Below are 23,373 nucleotides of genomic sequence, written 5' to 3' on the forward strand. Positions count from 1 at the left end.
GACGAGCATGGAACGATCCCCCGGCCGGCCCCCGTTCCCCCGCATCCCGGGCCCTGCCCGCGGCGCCCGGCGGGAGGCGGAGCCGTTCCGCCGGCGCATCCGTGCGTGGATCTCCGCCAACGCCCCGGCCGGTGCCGGGGGGAGCCCGCTGTGGGAGCGCACGCTCCTCGACGCGGGCCTGGTCTGCCCCATGTGGCCGCGGCGGTACGGCGGCGCGGGGCTGACCCTGCGGGAGACGCTGGTCCTCGAGGAGGAGTGCGCCAGGGCCGGGGTGCCCAGGATCGGACGGGGCGCCGGCGAACACGTGATCGGCCCCACCGTCCTGGCGCACGGCACCGCGGAGCAGAAGGCCCGTCTGCTGCCCGCGATACTCGCCGGCGACGACAGGTACTGCCGGGCGTACTCGGAACCCGGCCACGGTTCCGACCTGGCCTCCGTGCGGACGCGCGGTGCGGTGGACGGCGGCACGGTCGTGGTGACCGGCCGGAAGTCGTGGGTCGACGGGGCCCGTTCGGCCACCGTGATGCTGGTGCTGTGCCGGACGGATCCGGAGGCGCCCCGGCACCGCGGCCTGTCCTGCGTCCTGGTGCGGCTGGACGGCGGCGACGGGGTCGAACGGCGCCCCGTGCGAGGGGCGGACGGGGCGCACGACCTGTGCGAGGTGCTGCTCGACGGCGCCCGGGCCCCGCTGCGCGACGTCATCGGCGGAGTGGGCGGCGGATGGCGGACGGTCCTGACCGCCCTGGCGCACGAGCGGGCGAGCCGGATGACCGGGCGGCCGGGGCTCGAGGCCGGGTTCTGGGACCTGGTCGAGGCGGCGCGCAAGAGCGGAAGGACCCGGGACCCCCTGGTCAGAAGCCGCCTCGCCGAGGCGTACACGCGTATGTCGCTGGTACGCCGGACCGCCGAGCGCCTGGCGGAGCGCACCGGCGCGGCGACGGACCCGGGTCCCGAGGCGGCCCTGGTGAACCTGCTGGGCGCGGAGTACCACCGCTGGTTCGGCGAGCTGGCCCTGGACGTCGTCGGCGCTCCCGCGCTGGTCCGCCCGGACGGGGACGGGTACCGGACGGACCGCCGGCAGGGGGCGTTCCTGTCGGGCCGGGCCGCGACGATCGACGCCGGCACCGGCGAGGTCCTGCGCGACGTCATAGCCGAACGGATCCTGGGGCTGCCCAGGGACCCGGCGGCGCGGGCGGCGGTCGGCGGCCGCCGGCCCGGCCCGGACGGCCCGGCGGAGGGACGTTCCCCGTCACTCCCCGCACCTAGGATCTGACACATGTCGACTACCCATCAGACAGTCCTCGACGTCCTCGCCCGCCACCGCCCGAGGACCGCGGCGGAGGCCGCGGACACCGAGCGGGTGCGCGCCCTGGTGGCGGCCGGCGACCCCTGGCCGCGGTCGAACCCCCTGCACGTCACCGCGTCGGCGCTGATCGTGCACCCCGGCAGCGGACGGGTGCTGCTGCGCTGGCACCGGCAGCACCAGTCCTGGCTGCTGGTCGGCGGACACGCCGACCCGGGCGAGGACGACCCGCTCGCCATCGCCCTGCGGGAGGGGCAGGAGGAGACCGGCCTGCCGGACCTCGTGCCGTGGCCGGACGCGGACGTACGGCACCTGGTGATCGTCCCGGTCCCGGCCGGCCCGCGGGAGCCCGCGCACGAGCACGCGGACCTGCGCTTCGTGCTGGCGACCGAGAAGCCCGAGGCGGCACGGCCGGAGAACCCCGGGGCGCCACTGCGCTGGCTGACGCCGCGGGAGGCGCACGAGGCGGTCACCAAGACCAACATCCGGGACACGATCTCCCGGGTGGAACCACTGCTCACGCACTGACCTCGGCGGAGGACGGAGGGGACCGGGATGTACGCAGTGCTGTCGGTGACCGACAAGACCGGGGTCGTGGAGCTGGGGGCCGGGCTCGGTGGTCTGGGCATGAGCCTGGTGGCCACCGGCGGCACGGCCCGGTCGCTGCGGCGCGGCGGCCTGGACGCCACCGTCATCGGCGACCTGTCCGGCGTCCCGGAGCTGATGGGCGGCCGGGTCCGCGCGTTCCACCCCTCGGTCTTCGGCGGGCTGCTGTACCGCCGGGGCCACCCGTCCGACGAGGCCGACGTCCGGCGGTACGGCGTCCCCCGGATCGACGTGCTCGTCTGCAACTTCCCCGACGTGGCGCCGGACGGTCCGCCGGAGCGCACGATGGACTCCGTCGACGTGGGCGGCCCGGCCATGGTGCGGGCCGCCGCCAAGAACCACGCGCACGTGCTGCCCGTCGTCGACCCGGCGGACTACGCGGCCGTGCTCCGCGCCCTGACCTCGGCGCGCGGCGCCGTGGGTGCCACGGACCCGGCGTTCCGGCGGCGCCTGGCCGAGAAGGCCTTCGCCCGCACGGCCGCCTACGACCTCTCGATACAGCGGCTCGTCGGCCGGCTCGGCGACGCCGGATAGGGACGCGCCCGCGTCCTGTCACCGCACAGCCCTGCCCCTGCGACAGAGGAAGGTCTCGATGGACATCCGAAGCCTGCACGCGGAAGCCCTGCGGTCCACCCACCGGTTCGTCGCCTCCGTCGGCGCGGACCGGTGGGAGGCGCCGACCCCCTGCGAGGCGTGGAACACGCGGCAGCTCGTCAACCACCTGGTGGTCGGCAACCTCCGGGTGCGGGAGCTCGGGAAAGGCCGGACGGCGGAGGAGATCGGCGGGGAACTCGACGGCGACCTGCTGGGCGACGACCCGGTGGCCGCGCACGAGGCGTCCGTGGTGGCGGCGACCGAGGCCTTCGCGGCCGGGGACGCCATGGAGCGCCTGTGGCCGCTGTCCTACGGAGCCAGGCCGGGCAGGGTGTACGCCCGGCAGCGGTTCATCGACGTGCTCGTCCACGGCTGGGACGTCGGCAGGGCCGCGGGGCTGGAGGACCCGCAGCTCCCGCCCGACCTCGTCGCGGCGTGCACCGAGATCCTCGCCTCGCGCCCCCAGATGCGCGAGCAGTGGGGGTTCGCCGACGTGGAGGCCGACCCCGGGGCCGACCCCCAGACCAGGCTGCTCGCCCTCACGGGCCGTCGTCCCTGACCGTCTCCGGCGGCGGGTTCCGGAGCCCGGAGTCCGCCGCCCCGGCGTCGGCGTCCAGCCGCGCCAGCACCTCCGCCGTGTGCTCGCCGAGCAGCGGGGAGCGCCGGTAGACGCCGGACGGCGTGGCGGTGAAGCGGATCGGGCAGTTGGGGAGCACCACCGGGCGGGCCCCCGCCGGCTGGTCCACGGCGACGAGCATGTCGCGGGCCCGGAGGTGGGGGTCGGCGAACAGGTCGGCCGCGTCGTTCACCGGCCCTACCGGTACCCGGCCGCCGAGTTCCCCGACGATCTCGCCGGTGGTCCGTTCCGCGGCCCACCGCCTCACCGCGCTCTGCACCAGCCTAGCGTTGGCCACCCGGTCCCCGTTCGTCCGCGTCCGCTCGTCGTCCACGAGTTCCGGGCGCCCCATCGCCTCGCACAGCAGTTTCCAGTGGTTGTCCGTCGGGGCCGCGATCGCGCACTCGCCGTCCTTGGTGGGATAGACGTCGAACGGCACCAGCTGCGGATGGCCGTTGCCGGTGGGGCGGCTGACGGCGCCGGTGTAGGAGTAGCGGTAGACGGCCGTCTCGCACAGGGAGACGATCGAGTCCACCATGGCCACGTCGACCATCTGTCCCTCGCCCGTCGCCCGCGCGTGGATCACGGCGGCCAGGATCCCGATGGCCGACAGGGTGGCGGGGTACAGGTCGCCGATGGTCGGCCCCACCCGCACCGTCTCGCCCTCGGACGGCCCGGTCATGCTGATGAGCCCGCCCATGGCCTGCGCGACGATGTCGTAGGCCGGCCAGTCCACGTAGGGGCTCCTGCCGGTGCGCGGGTCGCCGAAGCCCCTGATGGAGGCGTAGACCAGCCCGGGGTTGCGCTCGTGGAGCGCCTCGTACTGGAGGCCCCAGCGCTCCATCACGCCCGCCCGGTAGTTCTCCACCAGTACGTCCGCCGTGTCGGTCAGCCGCAGCAGCCGTTCCCGGTCGGCGGGAGTGGTGAGGTCCAGCACGATGCCCAGTTTGTTCCTGTTGATGCTGCCGAACAGGCCGCCGATCCCCCGGGTGGTGTCGTCCTTGGTGAAGGGGCCGCTGAACCGGGGGAGGTCGCCCGAGGGCGGTTCGACCTTGATCACCTCGGCGCCCAGGTCGGCCAGGATCATCGTGCAGAACGGTCCCGAGACGGCCCGGGTGAGGTCGATCACCCGGACTCCCCGCAGGGGGCCGGTGGGGCCGGGCCGCATCGGTGCGGCCCGCTCGTGCCCGGTGAGGTGGTCCCGTCCGTCCTCCGGTGTGCTAGCCCTGGTCAACGCGTTCCGTCCCTTCCACGGCACTGACATCGGCGCGGCACACGTAGCGGACCGGCCGGAGGGTCACGTCGGCGGTCAGCGAGACGGCCGATATCGGGTGGGAGGGGCGCAGCCGCGGCTCGCCCCAGGCCTGGCCGTCGAAGGCGGTCAGCGACGGGAGGCCGCGTTCCGCCGTCCGCACCTCGTAGGCGCGCTCGACCTGTACGAGCCGGTTCCCGCGCGGTGTGCGGGCCAGGTGCATGGAGTCGGTGAACTGCAGGTCGGCGGCCGACAGCGGCACGGGGCGCCGGAGCCGCGCGCCGAGCACCAGGTGGTCCCCGCAGCGGACCTCGGCCTCCGAGCCGTGGTATCCGCGCCGCAGTTCGATCCCGGCCGGGCGGGTCCGGTAGCCCCACCGCTCGGCGAGCACTCCGGCGGCCTCCTCGCCCCGGACGAAGCACGAGACGTGGAAGCCCCGGCTCCGCGCGCCGGTCCGGCACACGACGCGGGTCTCCGCGAGGGCGAAGGGGCCGGCGTCGCTGTCCTCCGCCCTGAGGACCGTCACGGTGATCGCGGGTGGGTTCACCGGGTGCAGGGCCGGGGGCAGGACGTCCTGCCGCGAGGCGCTGTGGACCTCGTAGACGACCTGGAGGACCTCGGCCCCGCGGCACACCAGCGGCTCGGTGGCCGGGGCGGCGACGAACGGGGCGTCGGCGGCCATGGTGTCGGGATCGGCGGTTCCGTGGAGCATCAGCGTCCCTCCTCCGCGAAGTGGGGCATGACTTCCCGGGCGAAGAGGCGCATGCTCTCCAGCACCTGCGCCTGCGGTATCAGGTTCGCCGTGTTCAGCAGGAAGTTGATCCCGTCCACTCCGATGCCCTCCCACACCTTGATGGCCCTGACGATCCGGTCCGGGTCGCCGATCGCGACGCCTTCGGGCACCGGCCGGCGCGCGGCGGGGTCGTCGTCGCGGACGCGTGCGACGCCGCCCGCGGCGAGGTTGCCCAGCGACCGGTAGGCGGGCGTCGGATAGACCTCCCTGGCCCACAGCAACTGGCTGTTGAGCATGCCGAAGGCCGTGTACATCGCTCCCCCGACCCGGTTCGCGACGGCGTCGTCCTCGTGGCAGAAGAGGTAGTTCATGGTCGTCACCTGGTCGTTGACCGCCGCTCCGACGGGATCGCACTGCCGGATGCGCCTGCGGTACTCGCCGGTGCGCCGCTCCTGCTCCCTGAAGTCGGCCGCTGCGACCCCCAGGCAGCCGATGCCCCGGTCCGCGGCGTCGCGTTCCGTCCCCGGCGAGGTCACCGTGACCCACAGCGGCGGATGGGGGTCCTGCACGGGTTTGGGCACCACGGGACGCTCGGGGAAGGAGAAGGTGGTCCCCTCGTAGGCCGTCCGCTCCTCGGTCCACATCCGGGGCAGTACGTGGACGAACTCGTCCCAGGACGCCTTCGTGGTGTCGGGATCGGCCAGGAAGCCGCCGAGTTCGGTGATGGTCGAGGCCCGTGCGGTGCCCACGTCCAGACGGCCGCCGGAGACGATGTCGAGCACGGCGGCCCGCTCCGCGACGCGTATGGGGTGGTTGATCCGCGGTACGCACACCACCCCGCCGTGGCCGACGCGCAGCCGCGTGGTCGACATGGCCACGGCGGTGAGGAACACCTCAGGGGCCGAGCAGTGGGAGTACTCCTGGAGGAAGTGGTGCTCGACCGCCCAGGCGGTGGTGAACCCCAGCTCGTCGGCGAGCCGGCACTGCTCGAGCGCGTCCCGGTAGGCCTGGACCTCGTCCTCGCGCGCCAGGGGCTGCGGTACCGAGAGCTCGAAGAAGATGCCGAACTTCATGTAGCGCTCCCATCGGGTTCGGTGTCGGGGCCGCCGGGGTGCCGGTGGCGGTCCTCCGGGCGGGCGGCCGGTCCACGCGCCGGCCGCCCCGCCGCCAGGACCAGGCGCGGGCGGGCGACGGCCCCGACGTCGCGCAGCGGGTCGCCGTCCACGGCGAGCAGGTCCGCGCGCCGCCCCGGTTCCAGGACCCCCGTGTCGTCGAGGCCGAGCAGCGCCGCCGCTCCGGAGGTCGCGGCGACCAGGGCCTGGTGACTGGTCAGCCCGATGCCCTCGTCGCCGACGAGGGCGGCCAGGTCCGCCGGGAAGCCGTCGAAGCGGCGCTGCGGCACACCGGCGTCCGAGCCGGCGGCCATGGGGACCCCGGCGGCGAGCAGCAGCCGGAAGACCTCGCGGATCCGCTCCTGCCGCTGGTGGAACCGGGGGGCGACCATGCCGGGCCCGTCCGGCTCCGCGGTCCCCATCCGCCGGAGGGCTCCGCTGATGGTGGGGACGAAGGCGACCGAGCGCGCGGCCATCAGGTCCGCGGTGGCGGGGTCGTACTCGATGCCCTCCGCGGTCTCGAACAGGCAGTGCTCGATCGTGCGCGCGCCGGCCTCGGCCGCCCGGCGGATGCTGAGGGGGTCGTAGGCGTGGACCGCGACCGGTCGGCCCAGCCGGTCGCTCTCCTCGACGCAGGCCCGGACCTCCTCCTCGCTGTACTGGGGCCGGTGCGGATTGGTGCGGGGGGTGAGGTTGCCGCCGCTGAGCATCAGCTTGATCCAGTCCGCTCCGTCCCGGACCCGGCGCCTGACGGCCACCCGGATGTCGAGGGCCGAGTCGCACTGGTCGCCGAACCAGTGGCAGTGCCCTCCGGTGACGGTGATCGGCCGCCCGGTCGTCAGGATCCGGGGGCCGGGGATCCTGCCGTCGGCCACGGCGGCGCGGACGGGGAAGGCCACTTCGTCGACCGTCCCGAGATCGCGCACCGTGGTCACGCCGGCCTCCACCGCGGCCCGCAGGTTGCGCACGGCCCGCACCGTCAGGGCGGCGGTGCCGGCCCGGGCCTCCCTCTTGTAGTCGCGGATCGGCACGGGCGATCCCGACAGGGTTGGGTGCACGTGGCAGTCGATCAGGCCGGGCATCACGGTCGCCCCGGGCAGGTCGATGCGGACGCCGACCCCGTCCGGGCCGCCGCCGAGGTCCGCGCGGCGCCCGACGGCGGCGATGCGCTCGCCCTCCACGAGGACGAAGCCGTCCTCGACGGGCTCGGCCGCGACACCGTCCCAGACGCGGTCGGCCGTGACGAGGCACCACCCGGTCTCGTGTACGTCCACACCCCTCACTCCTCTCGTGCCCCGTGCGGCGCGGCCCCCCGGCGCCGCACCGGATCGTCGAGGTCGCGCAACACCGCCTCGACGATCCGGTGCCCGACGCCGCCGCGCAGGGTCATGATCGATTCCGGATGGAACTGGACGGCCGCGACCGGCAGGCTCCGGTGCTCCACCGCCATGACCACCCCCTCGTCCGTGAGGGCGGTGACCTCCAGGCAGTCCGGCACGGCCGCGGCGTGGATCGAGTGGTAACGCCCCGCGGCGAACCTGCGCGGCAGGTCCCCGAGGAGCCTGCCGCCCACGACGTTGATCCAGGATGTCTTGCCGTGCACGGGCTCGGGCAGCAGCGACAGGGACCCGCCGAAGTGCTCCACGACCGCCTGCAGGCCCAGGCACACCCCGAACACCGGGCACCGCAGCCGCAGCGCGGCGGAGAGGGTCTCGGAGGTGCCGAAGTCGGCCGGCCGGCCGGGCCCGGGCGACAGGACCAGGAGACCGGGGCGTTCGTCCGCCAGCTCCCCGTGGGTCAGCGGCGCCCGGAGCGTGCGCACATCCGCGCCCGTCTGGCGGAAGTAGTCGGCCAGGGTGTGCACGAAGGAGTCCTGGTGGTCCGCGAGCACCACGCGCCGGCGCCGTGGGCGCGCGCTTCCCGGCGGGCGCGGCGCGGCGCGGGCGGGGCCGCGCACCCGGCCCCCGTCGCCCCGGAGCGCGGCGAGCAGGGCGGACGCCTTCAGTTCCGTCTCCTTCTCCTCCTGCTCGGGCACGGAGTCGAACAGCAGGGTGGCGCCCGCCCGGACCTCGGCCCGCCCGGACTTCATCCGCACGGTGCGTATGGTCAGGCCGGTGTCGACGTCGCCGTCGAAGCCGACCCTGCCCACCGCGCCGCCGTACCAGCGGCGCGGGGACGTCTCGTGGTCCTCGATGAACTGCATCGCCCACGCCTTGGGGGCGCCGGTGACGGTGACGGCCCAGGTGTGCGCGAGGAGGGCGTCCAGGCCGTCGAACTCCTCGCGCAGCACGCCCTCGACGTGGTCGGCGGTGTGGATGAGGCGCGAGTAGAGCTCGATCTGCCGGCGGCCGATGACCCGGACGCTGCCCGGCTCGCAGATGCGGGCCTTGTCGTTGCGGTCGACGTCCGTGCACATGGTGAGCTCGCACTCGTCCTTCGGGGAGTTGAGCAGCGCCCGGATCTGCTCGGCGTCCGCGATCGCGTCGGAGCCGCGCGGCGCCGTCCCGCTCACCGGGCACGTCTCCACCCGGCGGCCCCGGACCCGGATGTACATCTCGGGCGACGTCCCGACGAGGTGCTCGTGCTCGCCGAGGCTGACCAGGAACCCGTACGGGGACGGGTTGTCCTTGCGCAGCCGCCGCAGCAGTTCGGACGGCCGCCGGTCGGCCGCCTCGGAGAAGGTCTGGCTGAGCACCACCTCGAACAGGTCGCCGCGCCGGAACGCCTCCCCGGCCCGGCGGACGAGGGCCGCGTACCCGCCGGGCGGCAGACTGCGGCCGGTGCCCGGCTCGCCCGGCGGCCAGGGCTCGCGCGGCCCTCCGTCGCGGCGCAGGCCGCGCGTGGTGTGCGCGCCGCTGCGGAAGTCGTAGTGCCGCCGCTCGGCGACGCCCCCGGCCGGGTCCGTGACGACCAGGACGTCCGGCAGGTACAGCACGAGGTCCCGCTGGTCGGCCGTACGGGCCAGCCGGGGCCTGGCGGGCTCGAACTGGAAGCCGAGGTCGTAGCCGAAGGCGCCGTACAGGCCGAGGTACCGGTCGGCCGGCGAGTGGAAGACCTCGCGGACGACGCGCACCACCGAGAGCGCGGACGGGCGGCGGCTGCGGCTCTCCTCGGCGCGGCCGCCGGCGGGCTCCTCGACGACGGCCACCAGTTCGGTGTCGTCCCCCTGGACGCGGGCCACCCCGGCGGCCCGCCGCAGTGCGGGGCCGAGCATGCCGAGCAGGGGTCTTCCGCGGTCGTTGAGCGCCGTCAGGGACACCCGCCTGCCGCGCGCCGTCAGCCGCAGCGGCGGGTCGGCGAAGCCGATCCCCCAGCGGGTGTACCGGCCGGGGTACTCGGTGTCGGAGACCAGTAGCATGCCGGGCCGCTCGTCGAGGGCCGCGGCGACGCCCTCCAGCGCGTCGCCGCCGGCGGCGAGCCGCCGGCGCTCCACCGTCACACCGCCCGCGGTCGTGAACTCCTCCGCGGTCGCGGCCCCTTCTCCCGCCGATCCCGCCGATCCCGCCGATCCCGCCGCTTCCGGCCGCGGCCGGGGCGGCCCCACTCCGTCACCCTCCACCGCGGGGTCCCTCCTCGGCCCGGAGGGCGACGGCGTGGCCGGGAGACGGGGGTGGAGGCGGGGGCGGCAGGAGGGAGGAGCCGGAGAAGAAGACGGTGTCGGTCCGCTCCGGCCCCACCCCGGCCGCGACGATCTCCACGCCGAGGAGGGAGGACAGACGGGCGACGTACCGCCCGGCGGCCGCGGGCAGCCCCTCCGGGCCCCGGCGCGCGACCTCCCGCCAGTCCTGCTCGGGCCAGCCCTCCAGCCGCTCCAGCACCGGGGTGGCCGACGCGATCTCGCCGAGCCGCACGGGGAATGAGTCGACCGCCCGGCCGCCGATCCGGTAGCCGGTGACCACCATCACCTCCTCCAGTCCGGCCAGGACGTCGAGGTTGGTCAGGCAGAGCCGGCGGACGCCGTCGACCTCGATCGCGCGGCGGGCCATGGGGACGTCGAACCAGCCGACCCGCCGCCGGCGGCCGGTGACCGTCCCCCATTCGCGGCCCCGGGTGACGAGGTGGTCGGCCGTCGCGCCGTCGAGTTCGGCCATGAGCGGTCCGCCGCCGACCTGCACCATGTACGCCTTGGCGACGCCCAGCACGGTGAAGTCCTGGGCGGGCGACGTCCCGGTGCCCACCGTCACCCCGCACGCGCCGCTGTAGCCGCTCGTGACGTACGGGTACGTGCCGTGCTCCAGGTCCAGGCCGAAGCTCTGGGCGCCCTCGTAGACGATGTGGTGACCCTCGGAGCGGATCTCCCGGAGCAGTCGGGACACGTCGCACAGGCTCGGCTCCAGCGCGCGCCCGGCCGCGCCGTACTCCTCGACCAGGCGGTCGACCTCGTCGGCGACCGGCGGGCGACCGCCCGGCCGGCCCAGGACCCGTTCCAGCAGCGACCTCTTGAGGGGGACCAGGCGCGACAGGCGGGCCCGGAGCAGGTCCTCGTCCAGCAGGTCGACCATGCGCAGCCCGATCCGTCCCGCCTTGTCCTCCCGGCAGGGGCCGACGCCGCGGTTCGTGGTGCCCAGCCGGCCGGTGCCGTGGGTGAAGCCCGTGGCGGCCGAGGTGGCGATCCCGGTGCCGCGCCATGCCTCCTCCGCGCCGTCCTGCTCGACGTGGTACGGGAAGATGACGTGTGCCAGTTCGCTGATGCGCAGGTCGGCCTCCAGGCCGGCCTCGCGCAGCCGGGACACCTCCTCGACGAGGGAGACCGGTTCGATCACGCACCCGTTGCCGAGGACTCCGACGGCGCCGCGCAGCACGCCGGCGGGAACCTGCACGAACCGGTGGTCCCGGCCGTCGACCACGACCGTGTGCCCGGTGTTCGGCCCGGCCTGGTAGCGGACGACGGCGTGCGCCGCCTCGCTGGCGATGTCGGTGAACTTCCCCTTGCCCTCGTCGCCGGCCTGGCACCCCACGATGATCAGGTCCATGACACTCCTGTCCCGGGCGCGCCGTCCCCGGTCCCGCCCGGCCGCGGGCCGACGTCCGCCAGCCGGTCCAGCACCCGGTCCAGGTCCTGAGCGCCCCACACGCGCTCGCCCGTCCACACCTCGCACAGCGACCGGTACATCTCGGCCACCAGTTCCACCACCTCGGACGGCAGTGGCTCGGGAGTGGGCCAGGTGGACCGGGGGCGCCCCTCCCGCACCCACTCCTCGACCCGTGCCTGCAGGCCGGTGGCCGCGTAGTGGTCCCGGAGCACCTGCTTGCCCACGTGCGCGCCGTCCAGCAGCAGACGGGCCTCGTCGGGGGTGCCGGCGTGGTCGACCAGGATCAGCCGGCCGCGGCCGTCCCGGCCGAACTCCACCTTCCCGTCGGCGTGCACCAGCCCCAGGCCGCGAGCGTGCCCGGTGACGACCTCGTCGATCAGCCGCGTCCGCTCCTCCAACTCCGCTTGCCGGTCCCCGTCCAGGCCGCCGATCGCCGCCGCCTCCTCCCGGCCGACGAAGCGGTCGATCTCCTCCAGCTTGGTGGTGTACTCGATGACCGGCCGCTCCAGCACCGTGCCGGACTCCGGAGGCCGCTCCAGCCCGATGTCCGCCGGTGTCAGGCGCCCCAGCCGCAGACGGCGCAGCACGGACGACCCCTCGGGGATGAGGTTGCGGAAGATGACCTGGAGCGGGACGAGGTGGTTGACGTCCGACGGCCCGAGCGCGCTCACCCGCGGATCGACGACCCTCAGCAGGTCGAAGTCCATCAGGTCGGGCGGGCGGAAGCCGCGGTAGTGGGTGAGGACGCCCGCCCGGGCCAGCAGGCCGAAGTTGAAGGCCGCGATGCGGCAGCACGCCTCGCCCTTGCCGGGCAGGCGGTCGGGCATCTTCCCGTAGTGGAAGACCGAGTAGTCGTCGGTGAACTCGAAGCGACCCAGGCCGGGCCGGTCGTCGGTCGGCTCCTCGAGAACGGTCATGTCCTTGGTGGAGAACCTCTTCGGCACTGCTTCCTCCCTCGCCCTCGTCCGGGTTCAGGCCACGACGGCCAGGCCGTCGTCGAGCACCGGTATCCAGCTGACGTCGGCGGGAGCGTTGCGGGGGCCGCTGAACCAGAAGTCGCGGACGACGCCGGCCTCGCGGAGCCCGGAGAGCCAGTCGACGGCGGCCCGCGGCCGCCGGGTGAAGGCGTAGCACATCGGCCCCTCGGAGCTCATCGCGACGGCGTCGATCTCCGTGCCGCGACGCGCCTCCTCCAGCAGGAACTTCACCTGGGACGACTGCATGTCGATCTGCTTCCGCTTGAAGTGGCTCTCGTAGGTCAGGAAGTCCACCGCCCGGCAGAAGGCCGTGTAGTCCTCCTCCAGGACGGAGGTGGCCAGGTTCATCAGGACCGCGTGCGCGGTGCGCCGCGCCTCCTCCGCCGGGATCGGCAGCGTACGGGCGAAGAAGTCGCGCTCCGCCTCACCGTGCATCTGGTTGCCGTTCGGGATGATCACCAGGATCGGCCACGCCGGGAACGGGGCCGAGATCAGCACCGGCGGGCGCCTGCCGCCGCCCGCGTAGCGGGTGGGGACCAAGTAGCGCCGCGGGTCCTCCGCGAAGTCGTCGGGGTTGCGGTGGCCCCCGTCGACCAGGAATCCCCCCCGCTCTATCAGGTTGGGACTGGCTCCCGAGGTGCCCGCCCGCCCGGCGGCCCGGGCGATCTCGGCGATGCCTGCGGACACCCCGGCGAACTGCGCGTACGCGCGGCCGACCGCGACGGCGGTCGTGGTGCCCGAACCGAATCCCGTGTGGGGCGGGAGTCCCTTGCGGATGACCACCCTCGCCGGAGGCCCCTGCCACGCCTCCCGGAGCCGGTCCAGCAGGCTCCTGACGGATTCCAGGTGGGCCGAGCCGTTCTCGTCGGCCTCCACCTCGTTCGAGTCGTGCGGCAGGACCACGGCCTCGAGGCCGGGCGAGCGCAGCGCCATGGACGCCATGCCGTTGCGGCGGCCCGTCTCCCCGTTGAGGTCGATCAGCGTGAAGCTCACGCGGCATCCGGTCCGGATGCGCACGCCCCACTCCCGCGACAACGCCTCGGCCATCACACTCTCCCTCGGATTCGGTGGTGGATCGGCTAGCGAACGGTGCCGGCGTCCGGGTCCCCGATCACCAGGTCCTCATAGCGGGAACCCGGCTCGATCAGCCCCCAGCGCAGCATCCAGGAATACGCCTTCTCGAATTCCACGCGGGTGTACGGCTCCGGCTGCACATAACGCAGCCTGGGCAGGTGGAAGTCATCCGGCGTGATCTCGCCCCGGAAGACCTCCGGCAGCGAGTCGATCAGGTAGTGCAGATATCGGCGCTTGTCGGCGTTGATATCGGCGACGGCCCGGCCGATCGCGCGGTTGCAGGCCGCGTAGACGTCGCGGTCGAAGTCCGGCGAGGCCAGTTCCAGCCCCGCGTAGTGGGTCTCTATGACCTTCTGGAAGCCCTGTTTCTCGGCCAGGGCGATCCACGGTTCCGACAGGGCGACCGCGGCGGCCTCGCCGGACCGGACCGCGCGGTAGCCGTCGATCGTGTGGTAGCCCACCGTCTTGATCTCGCCGGTCTCCAGGAAGCCCTCGAGCATCTGGATGGCCGCGTAGTGGTTGCCGTTGTGGAAGCTGACCGCGACCGGCTCGTTCGCCAGCGTCTGGGGGTAGAAGTGCTTCGAACCGGGGGCGGCCATGAGGGCCATGACCGCGACCGAGGACCGCTTGCCGATGATCCTCGCCCCCCGCCTGCTGTCGTGGGCGCGCCTGATCTGCCCCCACTCGCAGGCGCGGTACAGATCGACCCGCCCCTCCTCGAAGGGCACGTGGTTGCGGATCGAGTCGACGAGGCCGTGGTCCTCGACCGGCTGGGTCAGGACCTGCTCGGCACGGTTCTCGACGAACTCGACCGAAATTCCCTCCGAGGCGAAGTAGCCCCGTTCGTCGGCCACCAGCCAGGGAAGCGCGAAAACAGCGGACGGGCCGATCCCCTCGGTGCGCACGGTAATCGCCATTACAGAGATCCCCTTCTCACGGGAGAGGTGTTTCCCACCACTCGACAAGAAGTACCAGAATGCTCCCGGAAGAACAAGACGTCGAATATTCGGAGAAAAAGGGCAGGCTGGAACCGTCCACGTCGAACATTGTTCTTCCACTCACCGGGACCGGCGTCAGGGAATTCCCGGAGGAAAATCAGGGACTTCTGATGGACTGCCGCAGGGGGGTGCGCGCCTGCGGCACCCCCAGCACCGTGCGCGCCCTCGCGTCGCCCAGGGCCAGACACTCCGGATGAGGGCGTCCCGACAGCATGCCGAACAGGAAGCCCCCGGCGAACGCGTCCCCGGCCCCGATCGCGCTCCTCACCGGACCGCGCCGGGCGGCGATGACGTGGCGCCCGCCCGGGCCGTGCGCGAACGCGCCCCGGCCGCCCAGCGTCACGACGCACAGCGTGCCGCCCCGGGCGAGCGCGGCCGCCGCCTCCCGGGCGTCGTCCGCGCCGGTGACTGCCGCGACCTCCGCTTCGTTGCCGAACACGGCGTCCACGCCGGAGGCGAGCAGTTCCGCGAAGCGCTGCCGCTGCCCGGCCACCAGGCTCCGGTCGGAGAGGGCCAGGGCGCGCACGGCGCCCTGGGCGGCGGCGTGCCGCATGGCCGAGCGCGCCACCGCCATCCCGTCCTCGGAGGCCAGTAGGTACCCCTCGACCAACAACCCCTCGCAGGGCCCGGCCTCCGCGAGGGACGCCGCCAGCTCCTCGTGCAGCGTCCGCAGCCGCCAGGGCTCGCCCTGCCATATCAGGAAGGCCCGCTCGCCGTCCGGGAGCAGCAGGGTCAGGCACCGCCCGGTCCTCCCCCGCCGGGTGGACCGCGACGGCACGTCGACGCCGCGGCCGGTCAGGTCGCTCCGGATCTCCAGGGCGAGGCGGTCGTCCATCGAGGCCGTGACGAGCGCCGCGCGTCCGCCGCTTTCCGCGAAGGCGACGCAGGTGTTCGCGACGCTGCCCCCGGCCGACACCGGCGCCGGCCCGCCGGCCCGTTCGAGTTCGGCCAGGACCTCCTCCAGCACGTCGAGTTCCAGGAAGACCGCGGTGCCCGGCGCCACGCCCAGCCGCTCGCAGTCGCCCGGCCGGACCGGGACCACGATGTCGGCGAGCGCGTCCCCGAGCGCGAGCAGACGCGCGGGCGCCATCAGAAGTGCTCCGCCAGGTCGGCGAAGCGCTCCACGTGCAGCACCCGGTCGGAGGGCTCGGGCACGGCGTCCTTCTCCAGCACCCAGGTGTCGGGGTGCGGCACGTACACGGCCCCCAGCCCGGCGGCGAGGGCGGGGAGGATGTCCGACCTGGGCGAGTTGCCGATCATCCAGGTCCGCGCGGTGGGGACGTCCACCTTCTCCACCACGCTGACGTAGGTCTCGGCGGTCTTCTCCGGCACGATGACGACCTCCTCGAACAGGGAGCCGAGCCGGGAGCGCTCCACCTTCGCCGCCTGCTCCTCGTGGTCGCCCTTCGTCAGCAGGACCAGCCGGTGACGTTCGCTCAGGTACGAGAGCGTCTCGTGGACACCCGGGATGAGGACGGGCGCCTGGTGCAGGATGCGCTCGCCCAGCGCGGCGATCGCGCGCATGTGGTCGTCCGGCGCCTCCCGGCCGTGCACGTGCTCGTAGCAGTCGTGCAGGCTCCGCACGAAGCTCCTGGCCCCGTATCCGTGGACCTTGCAGTTGGCCCTCTCGATCTCGTCGAGCACGTGCCGCAGCTCGGCCCGGGTGACGGACTCGTGCCGCACCAGGTCGATGAACTCCTCGATGGCGTGCTCGAAGTAGATGTTGTTCTCCCACAGCGTGTCGTCACCGTCGATGAACAGACACTGTCCCGTCCGTGGGTTCGTCATCAGGCGGCCCTCCAGGCCCTGTCGAGTCGATGTCCTTCGGCGGTCCACTACACCAGCTTCGGGATCACCTCGTCGGTGAACCGCACGAAGGAACCGTGGCCCAGGGGTGCGCAGAGCAGGTAGTGGAGCCCCACCTCCTCCTGGAGAGCCCGGATCCGCTCCGCGACCCGCTCCGGGGTGCCGTGGATCACGACGTCGTCCACGTACCGCTCCACGCGGGAGCGCGGGTCCCGTTCCGCCGTGCGCGCCGAGGAGGCCGGGCGGATGCTCCTGGAGTAGCCGCGCCGGGCCGGGTCGCTCATCGACGACACGGTCCACCGGGCACCCCGCAGGGCGATCTCGCGGGCCTCCTCGTCGGTCGGCGCCACGGCGACCATCCGCGCCATGGGGATGACTCGGCCCTCGACCGGGTGCCCCGCGGCCGCCAGGCCCTCACGGTAGGCGGCGTACTTGGCGCCGATGTCCGAGTGGCTGGAGTGCGGGTCCATCAGGATGGAGTGGCCGGCGGACGCGGCCCACGCGATCGCGCCCGGCGAGGACGCGGCCAGCCAGACCGGTGGGTGCGGCCGCTGGAGCGGTTTGGGCAGCACTTCGATCCCCTCGAAGGTGTGGAAGTCGCCCCGGTAGGTGAGGCGTTCCTCCCGCCACGCCCGCAGGACGACGTCCACGTTCTCGCGGAACAGGGCGTAGCTGCGTTCGAGGTCGAGGCCGAAGACCCTGAACTCGCCCGGGTCGTTCCCGCGGCCCGCCCCCCAGTTGACCCGGCCGCCGGACAGGACGTCCAGCAGCGCGATCTCCTCCGCGAGGCGCAGCGGGTGGTACATCGGGGCTAGCGAGACGGCGGTGCCGATGCGCAGCCGCTCGGTACGGGCGGCCACCATCGCCCCCATGACGCTCACCGACGGCGAGACCGAGTAGGTCGTGAAGTGGTGCTCGGCCAGCCAGACCGCCTCGTAGAGGCCGGACCTCTCCATGATGTCGACCCGCTCCAGCGCGCGGCTGTAGACGGACGGCAGCGGGACCTTCCGGCCGGACCAGGAGAAGAACTGGAGCACGCCGAACTGGAGTCGCCGGTTCCCGGATGTCGTCACGTCCCTCACCCCAGTTTCGCCGAGCGGCGGTAGGCCACACCGGGATCGGTGAGCACGTTGACGAGGTACGGTCGGCCCGCGGCGAAGCCGCGGCGCAGCGCGGGGGCGATGTCGCGCGCTCTGCCGACCACCTCGCCCGCTCCGCCCAGCGCCTCGACGAGCCGGTCGTACCGGCAGCCGGGCCGGAGGTCCGCCGCGACGTCCGTTCCGTAGAGTTTTCGCATCGGGTGCTTCTCCAGTCCCCAGATCCCGTTGTTCCCGACCACCATCACCACCGGCAGTCCGTGGCGGACCAGCGTGTCGACGTCGCCCGCCGAAAAACCGAAGGCCCCGTCGCCCAGGAGCAGCACCACCTGGCTGCCCGGATGGCACAGCCCGGCCGCGACGGCGTAGCCCACCCCGCTGCCGAGGCATCCGAAGGGCCCGGGGTCGAGCCACCGGCCGGGGCGGTGCGAGTCCAGCAGCCGGCCGGCGAAGGACACGAAGTCGCCGCCGTCCCCGATGACGACGGCGTCGTCGTCGAGCTGGGCCCGCAGTTCGCCGATGACCCGGGCCGGGTGGATCGGATCACTGTCCGACTCCAGCTCCAGCCGTTCCGCGTGGCGCCGGGCCCGTTCCCGTTCGCGCAGCCGGCCGATCCACTCCTCGTGGTCGCGCCGCGCACCCGGCCACGCCGCCATGCCGTCGAGGACCGCCGCCAGGTCACCGGACGGGGAGGCGGCCGTCGGCACGTGCGTCGCCCGCAGGTCGGGGTGGTCCACGGCGTGCACGATCCGGGCGTCCGGAAAACACCCGAACGACAGCCGGAAGTCCAGCGGCGCGCCGACGACCACGACCGCGTCCGCCTCCTTCAGCGCATCCCGGGTCCTGCTGAAGGCGAGTTCGTGGCCGGCGGGCAGGCAGCCGCGCCCCTGGCCGTTCATGAACGTCGGCACGCGCAGCGTCTCGACGCAGCGGCGCAGCGCCTCCCAGGCGCCGCCCCACCAGACGTCGCTGCCCGCCACGAGCACCGGGCGCCGCGCGGCGGCCACAATCGCGGCGGCCCTGGCGACCTCGTCGGGGTCGGGCTCGGCCGGGTCGTCGGGGCGCGGGGGCGCGGGCCGCGCGGTCGCCCGGCTGTGCATCACGTCGATCGGGACGTCCAGGAAGACCGGTCCGCGGTGCGGGCTGGCGGCCGCAGCCGTCACCGCCCGGACCTCGTCGGCCACCGCGCTCGCGTCGGTGACCGTCCGGGCCTCCTTCGTCACCGGGCTCACCAGGGGCACGTGGTCGAACTCCTGCAGGGAGCCCGACCCCCACCGCCGCTGCGACGCCCGTCCCGCCAGCACCACGACCGGGGAGCCGTTGGCCTGGGCCGTCGCCAGACCGCTGACGCCGTTCGTGACGCCGGGCCCCGCGGTGAGGACCGCCGTCCCCGGCCGGCGGGTGAGCCTGGCGAGGCCCTCCGCGGCGAAGACGGCCGTCTGCTCGTGGCGGACGTCGACGACGCGGACGCCGCTCGCGGCCGCCGCGTGCAGCACCGAGAAGATGTGGCCGCCCGACAGGGTGAACAGCGTGTCCACCCCGGCCGCCCGCAGCGCCGCGACCGCCAGCGCCCCGCCCTCGCCCTCGACGCGCGGCGGGTTCACAGCCGCTCCACGACGCACAGGTCGGCGCGTCCGGCGCCCACGGCGGTGTTCAGCTCGTCGGCGTCCAGCGTCAGCCCACCGAGCACCAGGACGGGGGCGCCCGCGGCCCGCAGCCCGTCCGCGCAGCCGAGCAGCGCGCCGTGGTCCGACCACACGAGCGCGTCGTCGGTGCCCTGCCCGGCCTCCACCACGATCATGTCGACCCCTTCCTGGCACAGCCTCTCCACCAGCACTGCCGCGTCGGCGAGCGTGGTCCCGCCTCGGACGCCGTCGGCGGCCGAGACCACGGCGCCCAGCGGCACCGACGGATGGGCCCGGCGTACGGCGGCGGCCACGGCGGCCGGGAACCCGGCGCGCCGGCGCGCGGATCCCCCGTACCGGTCGGTGCGGTGGTTCAGCAGCGGCGAGACGAACGTCGCCAGCAGGTTGCCGTGCGCCATGTTCACGAACAGCGCGTCGGCGCCGGCCTCCAGGGCGGCTCCGGCGGCGGAGACGAAGGCGGTGACCACCCGCCCGGTCTCCTCCTCCGGCAGGGCGCGCGGCGCCCTGCCGGAGGCGTCGGCCGGAAGCGCCGATGCGGCCACGGCGTGCGGGCCCGGCGCGCGGTCGGGGCGCCCGCCCGCCGACCAGCCCCGCCCGGCGGAGGGTCCCGCGTGGTCCAGCACCACGCCGACCGCGGACGCGCCGCCCTCGCGGGCCGCCCGGACCAGCCGGCCCAGCGCCTGCGCGCCCTCCCCGTCCAGGACGGGCGCGCCGCGCAGGGCGCCGTTCCCGCTGACCGCCAGCCGGTCCAGCAGGAGCAGGCCCGGCCGGCCGGCGGCGGCGCTCCTCACGCGGGCGGCCGGATCGCCGCCGGGCCGGCGCACGGGCACACGGGCGACGGCCCGGTTGGCCAGTTCCACGCCCCGCACGGTGATCGGTGCGTGCGCCGGCGGGGGGACCAGCAGCCGGTTCCCGCCGCCGCGTCCGGCGAACCAGCGCTCGTACCGGGCGGCGTACCGCGGGTCCCTGGCCCAGACGTCCTTGTGGTTCAGCCTTCCGCTGCGGGTGAACAGGTTGAACGCGAAGAGGGGCGGCGGCTGCGCGCGGAAGCGGTCGAGGTTGTCGAAGTAGTCCGCGCTGCGCGCCGCGGCCCGCTGCAGCCGTTCGACGGGACCGTGGCGCGCCAGCTCGTACCGGGCCAGTCCCTCCTCCAGGGAGCGGGACTCCGACACCGCCCGGGCCAGGCCGGCGCCGTCGTCCACCGCCACCTTGGTGCCGGAGCCGATGGACCAGTGCACGGTGTGCGCCGCGTCCCCGACGACCGCCACCCGGCCGGCGCTCAGCCTCCGGCACCTGACGGTGGCGAAGCGGCGCCACCCCCGGTCCGCGGTCAGCAGCGGCTCGCCGTCCAGCGCCTCGCGGAAGATCTCCGCGCACCTGTCCGCGGCCTCCTCGGGCGTCGCCGTGTCGAAGCCCGCCTCGTACCAGCTCTCCTCGCCGCACTGCACGATGAAGGCGCTGGTGGCGTGGTCGATCGGGTAGGCGTGGGCCTGGAACAGCCCGGCCGGACCGTCCACCACGACGAAGGTGAGGCAGTGGAACAGCCGGGGGGTCCCGAACCAGTGGAAGCGGGGGGTGTGGGTGTGCGCCTCGGCGCCCAGCGGATCGGCGAGGCGCGCGCGGACCGTGCTGTTGACGCCCTCGGCCGCGACCACCAGGTCCGCTTCCTCCAGCGGGCGCTCGACGTCCTCGGTCTTGAGGACCACGCCGAGCGACTCGCACCTGTCGCCGAGTGCCGCAAGCAGGCGCGGGCGGGACACGGCGGCGTAGTCGTGCCCGTGCATGGCGATCCGCTCGCCCCCGCGGCGCACCTCGAGCACGTCCCACCGGACGAGGTCGGCCTCCAACTCCCGGTACGCCTCGGGCGCCACTTCGCGCAACCGCCGCCGGGTGCTCTGCGACAGCAGCACGCCGAGTCCGCGCGGGCAGCGGCCGCCGCTGCGGTCGGAGACCACCACCTCCGCGTGGGGGGCGGCTTCCTTGAACACCTGGGCGAAGACCAGTCCGGCCGGTCCGCCGCCGACGACGTGTACGTGCATTCAGCCCCCCACCGGGTCCGAGAGCGGCCGGGTCAGACGCGGCACCACCCGGGCCAGGCGGTCCAGTTCGCCGATGTCCGCCACCGCGGGGAACAGCACCAGGTGCTCGCAGCCGAGGTCGGCGTACGCCTTGGCGGTGCGCAGGATCTCCTGGGCGCCCGTCCCGAGGTTCCCCGACAGGACCCGGGCGGCGTGCGGTCCGAGGAAGGCGTAGTAGTCCTCCAGATAGGCCCGTCCCCGTCCGGCACTGCCCAGGGCGAAGTAGCCCATGGCCCACAGCCGGGGGCGTCCGGGGCGGTCCAGAGCGCTCCACGCCCGGGTCGCGGACGCCCGGCCGGACGCGAAGGCGGCCGGTGAGCCCCCGCCGAACATCCACCCGTCCCCCCAGCGCGCCATGCGCGAGAACGCGGGCGCCCCTCCCCCGCCGACCAGGATCGTCGGGCACGGCACCGCGAGCGGCGCCTCGCCCGCTCCCCGGGCCTCGAAGTGCCGCACGGCCGCGTCCAGGAAGCGGTCGAGCCGCCGGCCCCGGCCCCGCCAGGGGGTGCCGGCCCGCTCGTAGTCGTCGCCGCGCGCTCCGGTGCCGACGCCCATCACGACGCGCCCCGGGGCGAGGGCCGACAGCGAGCCCAGCTGCTTCAGCAGCAGCGCCGTCTGCCGCAGCGGCGGGATGACGATCGTGGTGGCCAGCAGGATCCGGCTGGTCACCGCCGCCGCGGCGGACAGGGCACTGACGGGGTCGTAGCTGGGGTAGGCGACCCGGTCCAGGACGGCGAGGCTGCAGAAGCCCAGCTCCTCGGCCCGCCGGGCCCACTCGACGAGCAGACCGCCGTCCGCGCCGGGGACGGCGGAGGGCAGTCCCACGCCGATCCGGCACCCCTCCACCCCGGCGGGGGGCGCCTCAGAGGCCGACATGGTAGAGATGCCGGGGTTCCATGTCGAGGCCGTTGACGATCTGCCACAGGCACGACAGCGCCTTGAGCGTGTTCCGCGCCTGGTAGGGCGGCATCTCCTCCAGTCGCTCCTCCACGAGGCGGCACACGGACCGGTAGAGGTCGACCAGCTCCTCCTCGGGCCCGCTGATCTCCTGCCCCAGACAGTTCCTCACTCCGCCGCCTCCCTGGTCTCCCCGCTTCCGATGACGATCCGCTCGTCCCGCACCCGTCTGGCCTTCAGCTCGAAGCGCGGCAGCGAGCCCGGTGGGGCCTCGCGGACGCCGATGCGCAGTCCACCGGCGGCCTCGGCCAGAGACTTCGCGAGCTCCCCGGCCAGCCGGCCGCCGGTGCCCGGCCGGCCGGGGGTCTCCACCAGGACCTCGATCTCCTCCCGGATGCCCTCCTCCGTGTAGAGGTGGATCTGGAACTCGTCGACCTCCGGGTACTCCCGCACGACCGCCTCCAGCGCGCGGGGGTAGACGTTGGTCCCGCGGACGAGCAGCATGTCGTCGACCCGTCCCTGTATCCCGCCGTCGTACAGGTCCCAGGTGCGGCCACAGGGGCAGTGCCCGCCGGGCGTCCGCACCACCAGATCCCGAGTCCGGTAGCGCAGCAAGGGGATGATCCCGCGGCCGAAGGACGTCACGACGCGCTCGCCCATCCGCCCGTAGGGGACGGGCTCGCCGGAGGAGGGGTCGACGACCTCCTCCAGGAAGTTGTCCTCGATGATGTGGGTCCCGCCGGGCTGGGCCTCGCACTCGAACGTCATGATGGTGCCGAGCTCGGTCATCCCGGCGGTGTCCGCCGTCCGGGCGCCCCACTCGGCCTCGATCAGGCGCTTGGTGGCGGGTATCGAGCCGGCGGGCTCGCCGGAGAGGACGACGCGCCGGACCGGGCCGGCTGCCAGGTCGATCCCGAGCCGCCGCGCCTCCTGCGCCAGGCGGAGGGCGTACGTGGGGGTCGAGCACAGCACCGTCGCCCCGGTGTCGAGCAGGTGGCGCAGCCGTGTCTCGGTCGTCATGTTGCCGCCCGGCAGCACCAGGCAGCCGATCTTCTCGCAGGCGTAGTGGGCGCCCCAGAAGCCGATGAAGCTGCCGTAGCCGAAGGCGAGGAAGACCCGGTCCGAGGGCCGCACGCCGAAGCCCCAGAAGGCGTAGCACCACATCTCCGCGATCCACTCCCAGTCCTTGAGACCGTCGAGCACACGGATGGGCTGCCGTCCGGTCGTGCCGGAGGTGAGGTGGTGGCGCACGGCCACGTCCGGGGGCGCGGCGAGGATGTCGCCGAAGGGCGGGGCGGCGAGCTGCGCCTCCATCCAGGCGTCGCGGGTGAGGAACGGGATGCGCCGGACGTCCGCCAGGGACGTTAGGTCCTCCGGTACGACGCCGGCCTCGCGCAGGAGCGCGCCCTGCAGGCCGGGGGATTCCAGCGCCCAGCCCACGGCGTTGCGGAGTTTCGCCAACTGCAGTGCTTCGAGTTGCCGCCTCGGCATGGTCTCGTGGCGAGGGTTCCAGTGGCTGTTCCCGTCCATGCCCGCTCCGTAGGATCGACT

At 74.1% G+C, this 23,373-nt stretch carries 21 protein-coding genes; 4 read left to right on the plus strand and 17 right to left on the minus strand.

Going from position 1 to position 23,373, the window contains the following annotated elements:
- Nucleotides 1-7 precede the first annotated feature (7 nt).
- From QC029_RS06775 to QC029_RS06790, 4 genes are read left to right on the plus strand one after another with little or no spacing between them, the layout of a single operon-like run.
- The gene (locus QC029_RS06775; RefSeq protein WP_279554525.1) at nucleotides 8-1,273 is read left to right on the plus strand and encodes an acyl-CoA dehydrogenase family protein; all 1,266 of its coding nucleotides are present in this window, start codon (nucleotides 8-10) and stop codon (nucleotides 1,271-1,273) included.
- Between the two features lie 3 nt (nucleotides 1,274-1,276).
- On the plus strand, nucleotides 1,277-1,831 hold the full coding sequence (locus tag QC029_RS06780; protein WP_279554526.1) for an NUDIX domain-containing protein: 555 nt from the start codon (nucleotides 1,277-1,279) through the stop codon (nucleotides 1,829-1,831).
- 27 nt (nucleotides 1,832-1,858) lie between these two features.
- Entirely contained in the window at nucleotides 1,859-2,443 is a 585-nt protein-coding gene (locus QC029_RS06785; protein WP_279554527.1) for a hypothetical protein, read from the plus strand.
- A 58-nt stretch (nucleotides 2,444-2,501) separates the two neighbouring features.
- On the plus strand, nucleotides 2,502-3,062 hold the full coding sequence (locus tag QC029_RS06790) for a TIGR03086 family metal-binding protein (RefSeq protein ID WP_279554528.1): 561 nt from the start codon (nucleotides 2,502-2,504) through the stop codon (nucleotides 3,060-3,062).
- Here the strand turns inward: QC029_RS06790 and QC029_RS06795 are convergent.
- The 17 genes from QC029_RS06795 to QC029_RS06875 all read right to left on the minus strand — a co-directional run bounded on the left by QC029_RS06795 (nucleotide 3,043) and on the right by QC029_RS06875 (nucleotide 23,352).
- Nucleotides 3,043-4,353 (minus strand): CaiB/BaiF CoA-transferase family protein, encoded by a 1,311-nt coding sequence (locus QC029_RS06795; RefSeq protein ID WP_279554529.1) that lies wholly within the window; start codon nucleotides 4,351-4,353, stop codon nucleotides 3,043-3,045. The genes QC029_RS06790 and QC029_RS06795 overlap by 20 nt on opposite strands.
- Nucleotides 4,340-5,083: an acetoacetate decarboxylase family protein gene (locus tag QC029_RS06800; RefSeq protein ID WP_279554530.1), complete on the minus strand. Its 744-nt coding sequence runs from the start codon at nucleotides 5,081-5,083 to the stop codon at nucleotides 4,340-4,342. Before QC029_RS06800 ends, QC029_RS06795 begins: the two co-directional genes overlap by 14 nt.
- Nucleotides 5,083-6,177, minus strand: a complete 1,095-nt coding sequence (locus tag QC029_RS06805) for an LLM class flavin-dependent oxidoreductase (RefSeq protein ID WP_279554531.1) — start codon at nucleotides 6,175-6,177, stop codon at nucleotides 5,083-5,085. The genes QC029_RS06800 and QC029_RS06805 overlap by 1 nt, the downstream gene beginning before the upstream one ends.
- On the minus strand, nucleotides 6,174-7,490 hold the full coding sequence (locus QC029_RS06810) for an amidohydrolase family protein (protein WP_279554532.1): 1,317 nt from the start codon (nucleotides 7,488-7,490) through the stop codon (nucleotides 6,174-6,176). Before QC029_RS06810 ends, QC029_RS06805 begins: the two co-directional genes overlap by 4 nt.
- Nucleotides 7,491-7,495: 5 nt before the next feature.
- Nucleotides 7,496-9,775 (minus strand): anthranilate synthase component I, encoded by a 2,280-nt coding sequence (locus QC029_RS06815; RefSeq protein ID WP_336621561.1) that lies wholly within the window; start codon nucleotides 9,773-9,775, stop codon nucleotides 7,496-7,498.
- Nucleotides 9,765-11,189, minus strand: coding sequence for an adenylosuccinate synthase (locus QC029_RS06820; protein WP_279554533.1), 1,425 nt, complete (start codon nucleotides 11,187-11,189; stop codon nucleotides 9,765-9,767). Before QC029_RS06820 ends, QC029_RS06815 begins: the two co-directional genes overlap by 11 nt.
- Entirely contained in the window at nucleotides 11,180-12,193 is a 1,014-nt protein-coding gene (locus QC029_RS06825; protein WP_279554534.1) for a phosphoribosylaminoimidazolesuccinocarboxamide synthase, read from the minus strand. Before QC029_RS06825 ends, QC029_RS06820 begins: the two co-directional genes overlap by 10 nt.
- 27 nt (nucleotides 12,194-12,220) lie before the next feature.
- The gene (locus tag QC029_RS06830; RefSeq protein ID WP_279554535.1) at nucleotides 12,221-13,273 is read right to left on the minus strand and encodes a beta-ribofuranosylaminobenzene 5'-phosphate synthase family protein; all 1,053 of its coding nucleotides are present in this window, start codon (nucleotides 13,271-13,273) and stop codon (nucleotides 12,221-12,223) included.
- Between the two features lie 32 nt (nucleotides 13,274-13,305).
- Nucleotides 13,306-14,217 carry an ABC transporter substrate-binding protein gene (locus tag QC029_RS06835; RefSeq protein WP_279554536.1) on the minus strand — a complete coding sequence of 304 codons (912 nt, stop codon included), beginning with the start codon at nucleotides 14,215-14,217 and terminating at the stop codon, nucleotides 13,306-13,308.
- Nucleotides 14,218-14,395: 178 nt separating this feature from the next.
- The gene (locus QC029_RS06840) at nucleotides 14,396-15,388 is read right to left on the minus strand and encodes a carbohydrate kinase family protein (protein ID WP_279554537.1); all 993 of its coding nucleotides are present in this window, start codon (nucleotides 15,386-15,388) and stop codon (nucleotides 14,396-14,398) included.
- On the minus strand, nucleotides 15,388-16,086 hold the full coding sequence (locus QC029_RS06845) for an HAD family hydrolase (RefSeq protein ID WP_279554538.1): 699 nt from the start codon (nucleotides 16,084-16,086) through the stop codon (nucleotides 15,388-15,390). Before QC029_RS06845 ends, QC029_RS06840 begins: the two co-directional genes overlap by 1 nt.
- Before the next feature lie 47 nt (nucleotides 16,087-16,133).
- Nucleotides 16,134-17,177 carry an LLM class flavin-dependent oxidoreductase gene (locus QC029_RS06850; protein WP_279554539.1) on the minus strand — a complete coding sequence of 348 codons (1,044 nt, stop codon included), beginning with the start codon at nucleotides 17,175-17,177 and terminating at the stop codon, nucleotides 16,134-16,136.
- Nucleotides 17,178-17,182: 5 nt separating this feature from the next.
- Nucleotides 17,183-18,805, minus strand: coding sequence for an acetolactate synthase (locus tag QC029_RS06855; protein ID WP_279554540.1), 1,623 nt, complete (start codon nucleotides 18,803-18,805; stop codon nucleotides 17,183-17,185).
- The gene (locus tag QC029_RS06860) at nucleotides 18,802-20,886 is read right to left on the minus strand and encodes an FAD-dependent monooxygenase (RefSeq protein WP_279554541.1); all 2,085 of its coding nucleotides are present in this window, start codon (nucleotides 20,884-20,886) and stop codon (nucleotides 18,802-18,804) included. The genes QC029_RS06855 and QC029_RS06860 overlap by 4 nt, the downstream gene beginning before the upstream one ends.
- Complete coding sequence (locus tag QC029_RS06865) at nucleotides 20,887-21,801, minus strand: LLM class flavin-dependent oxidoreductase (protein WP_279554542.1); 915 nt, start codon at nucleotides 21,799-21,801, stop codon at nucleotides 20,887-20,889.
- Nucleotides 21,788-21,994: a hypothetical protein gene (locus QC029_RS06870; RefSeq protein WP_279554544.1), complete on the minus strand. Its 207-nt coding sequence runs from the start codon at nucleotides 21,992-21,994 to the stop codon at nucleotides 21,788-21,790. Before QC029_RS06870 ends, QC029_RS06865 begins: the two co-directional genes overlap by 14 nt.
- A complete protein-coding gene (locus QC029_RS06875; protein ID WP_279554545.1) occupies nucleotides 21,991-23,352 on the minus strand; it encodes a phenylacetate--CoA ligase family protein in 1,362 nt (453 codons plus the stop codon). The genes QC029_RS06870 and QC029_RS06875 overlap by 4 nt, the downstream gene beginning before the upstream one ends.
- Between the last annotated feature and the right edge of the window lie 21 nt (nucleotides 23,353-23,373).

The organism is Streptomyces sp. DH37 (assembly GCF_029813835.1).
In the GTDB taxonomy this organism is placed as follows: domain Bacteria; phylum Actinomycetota; class Actinomycetes; order Streptomycetales; family Streptomycetaceae; genus Streptomyces.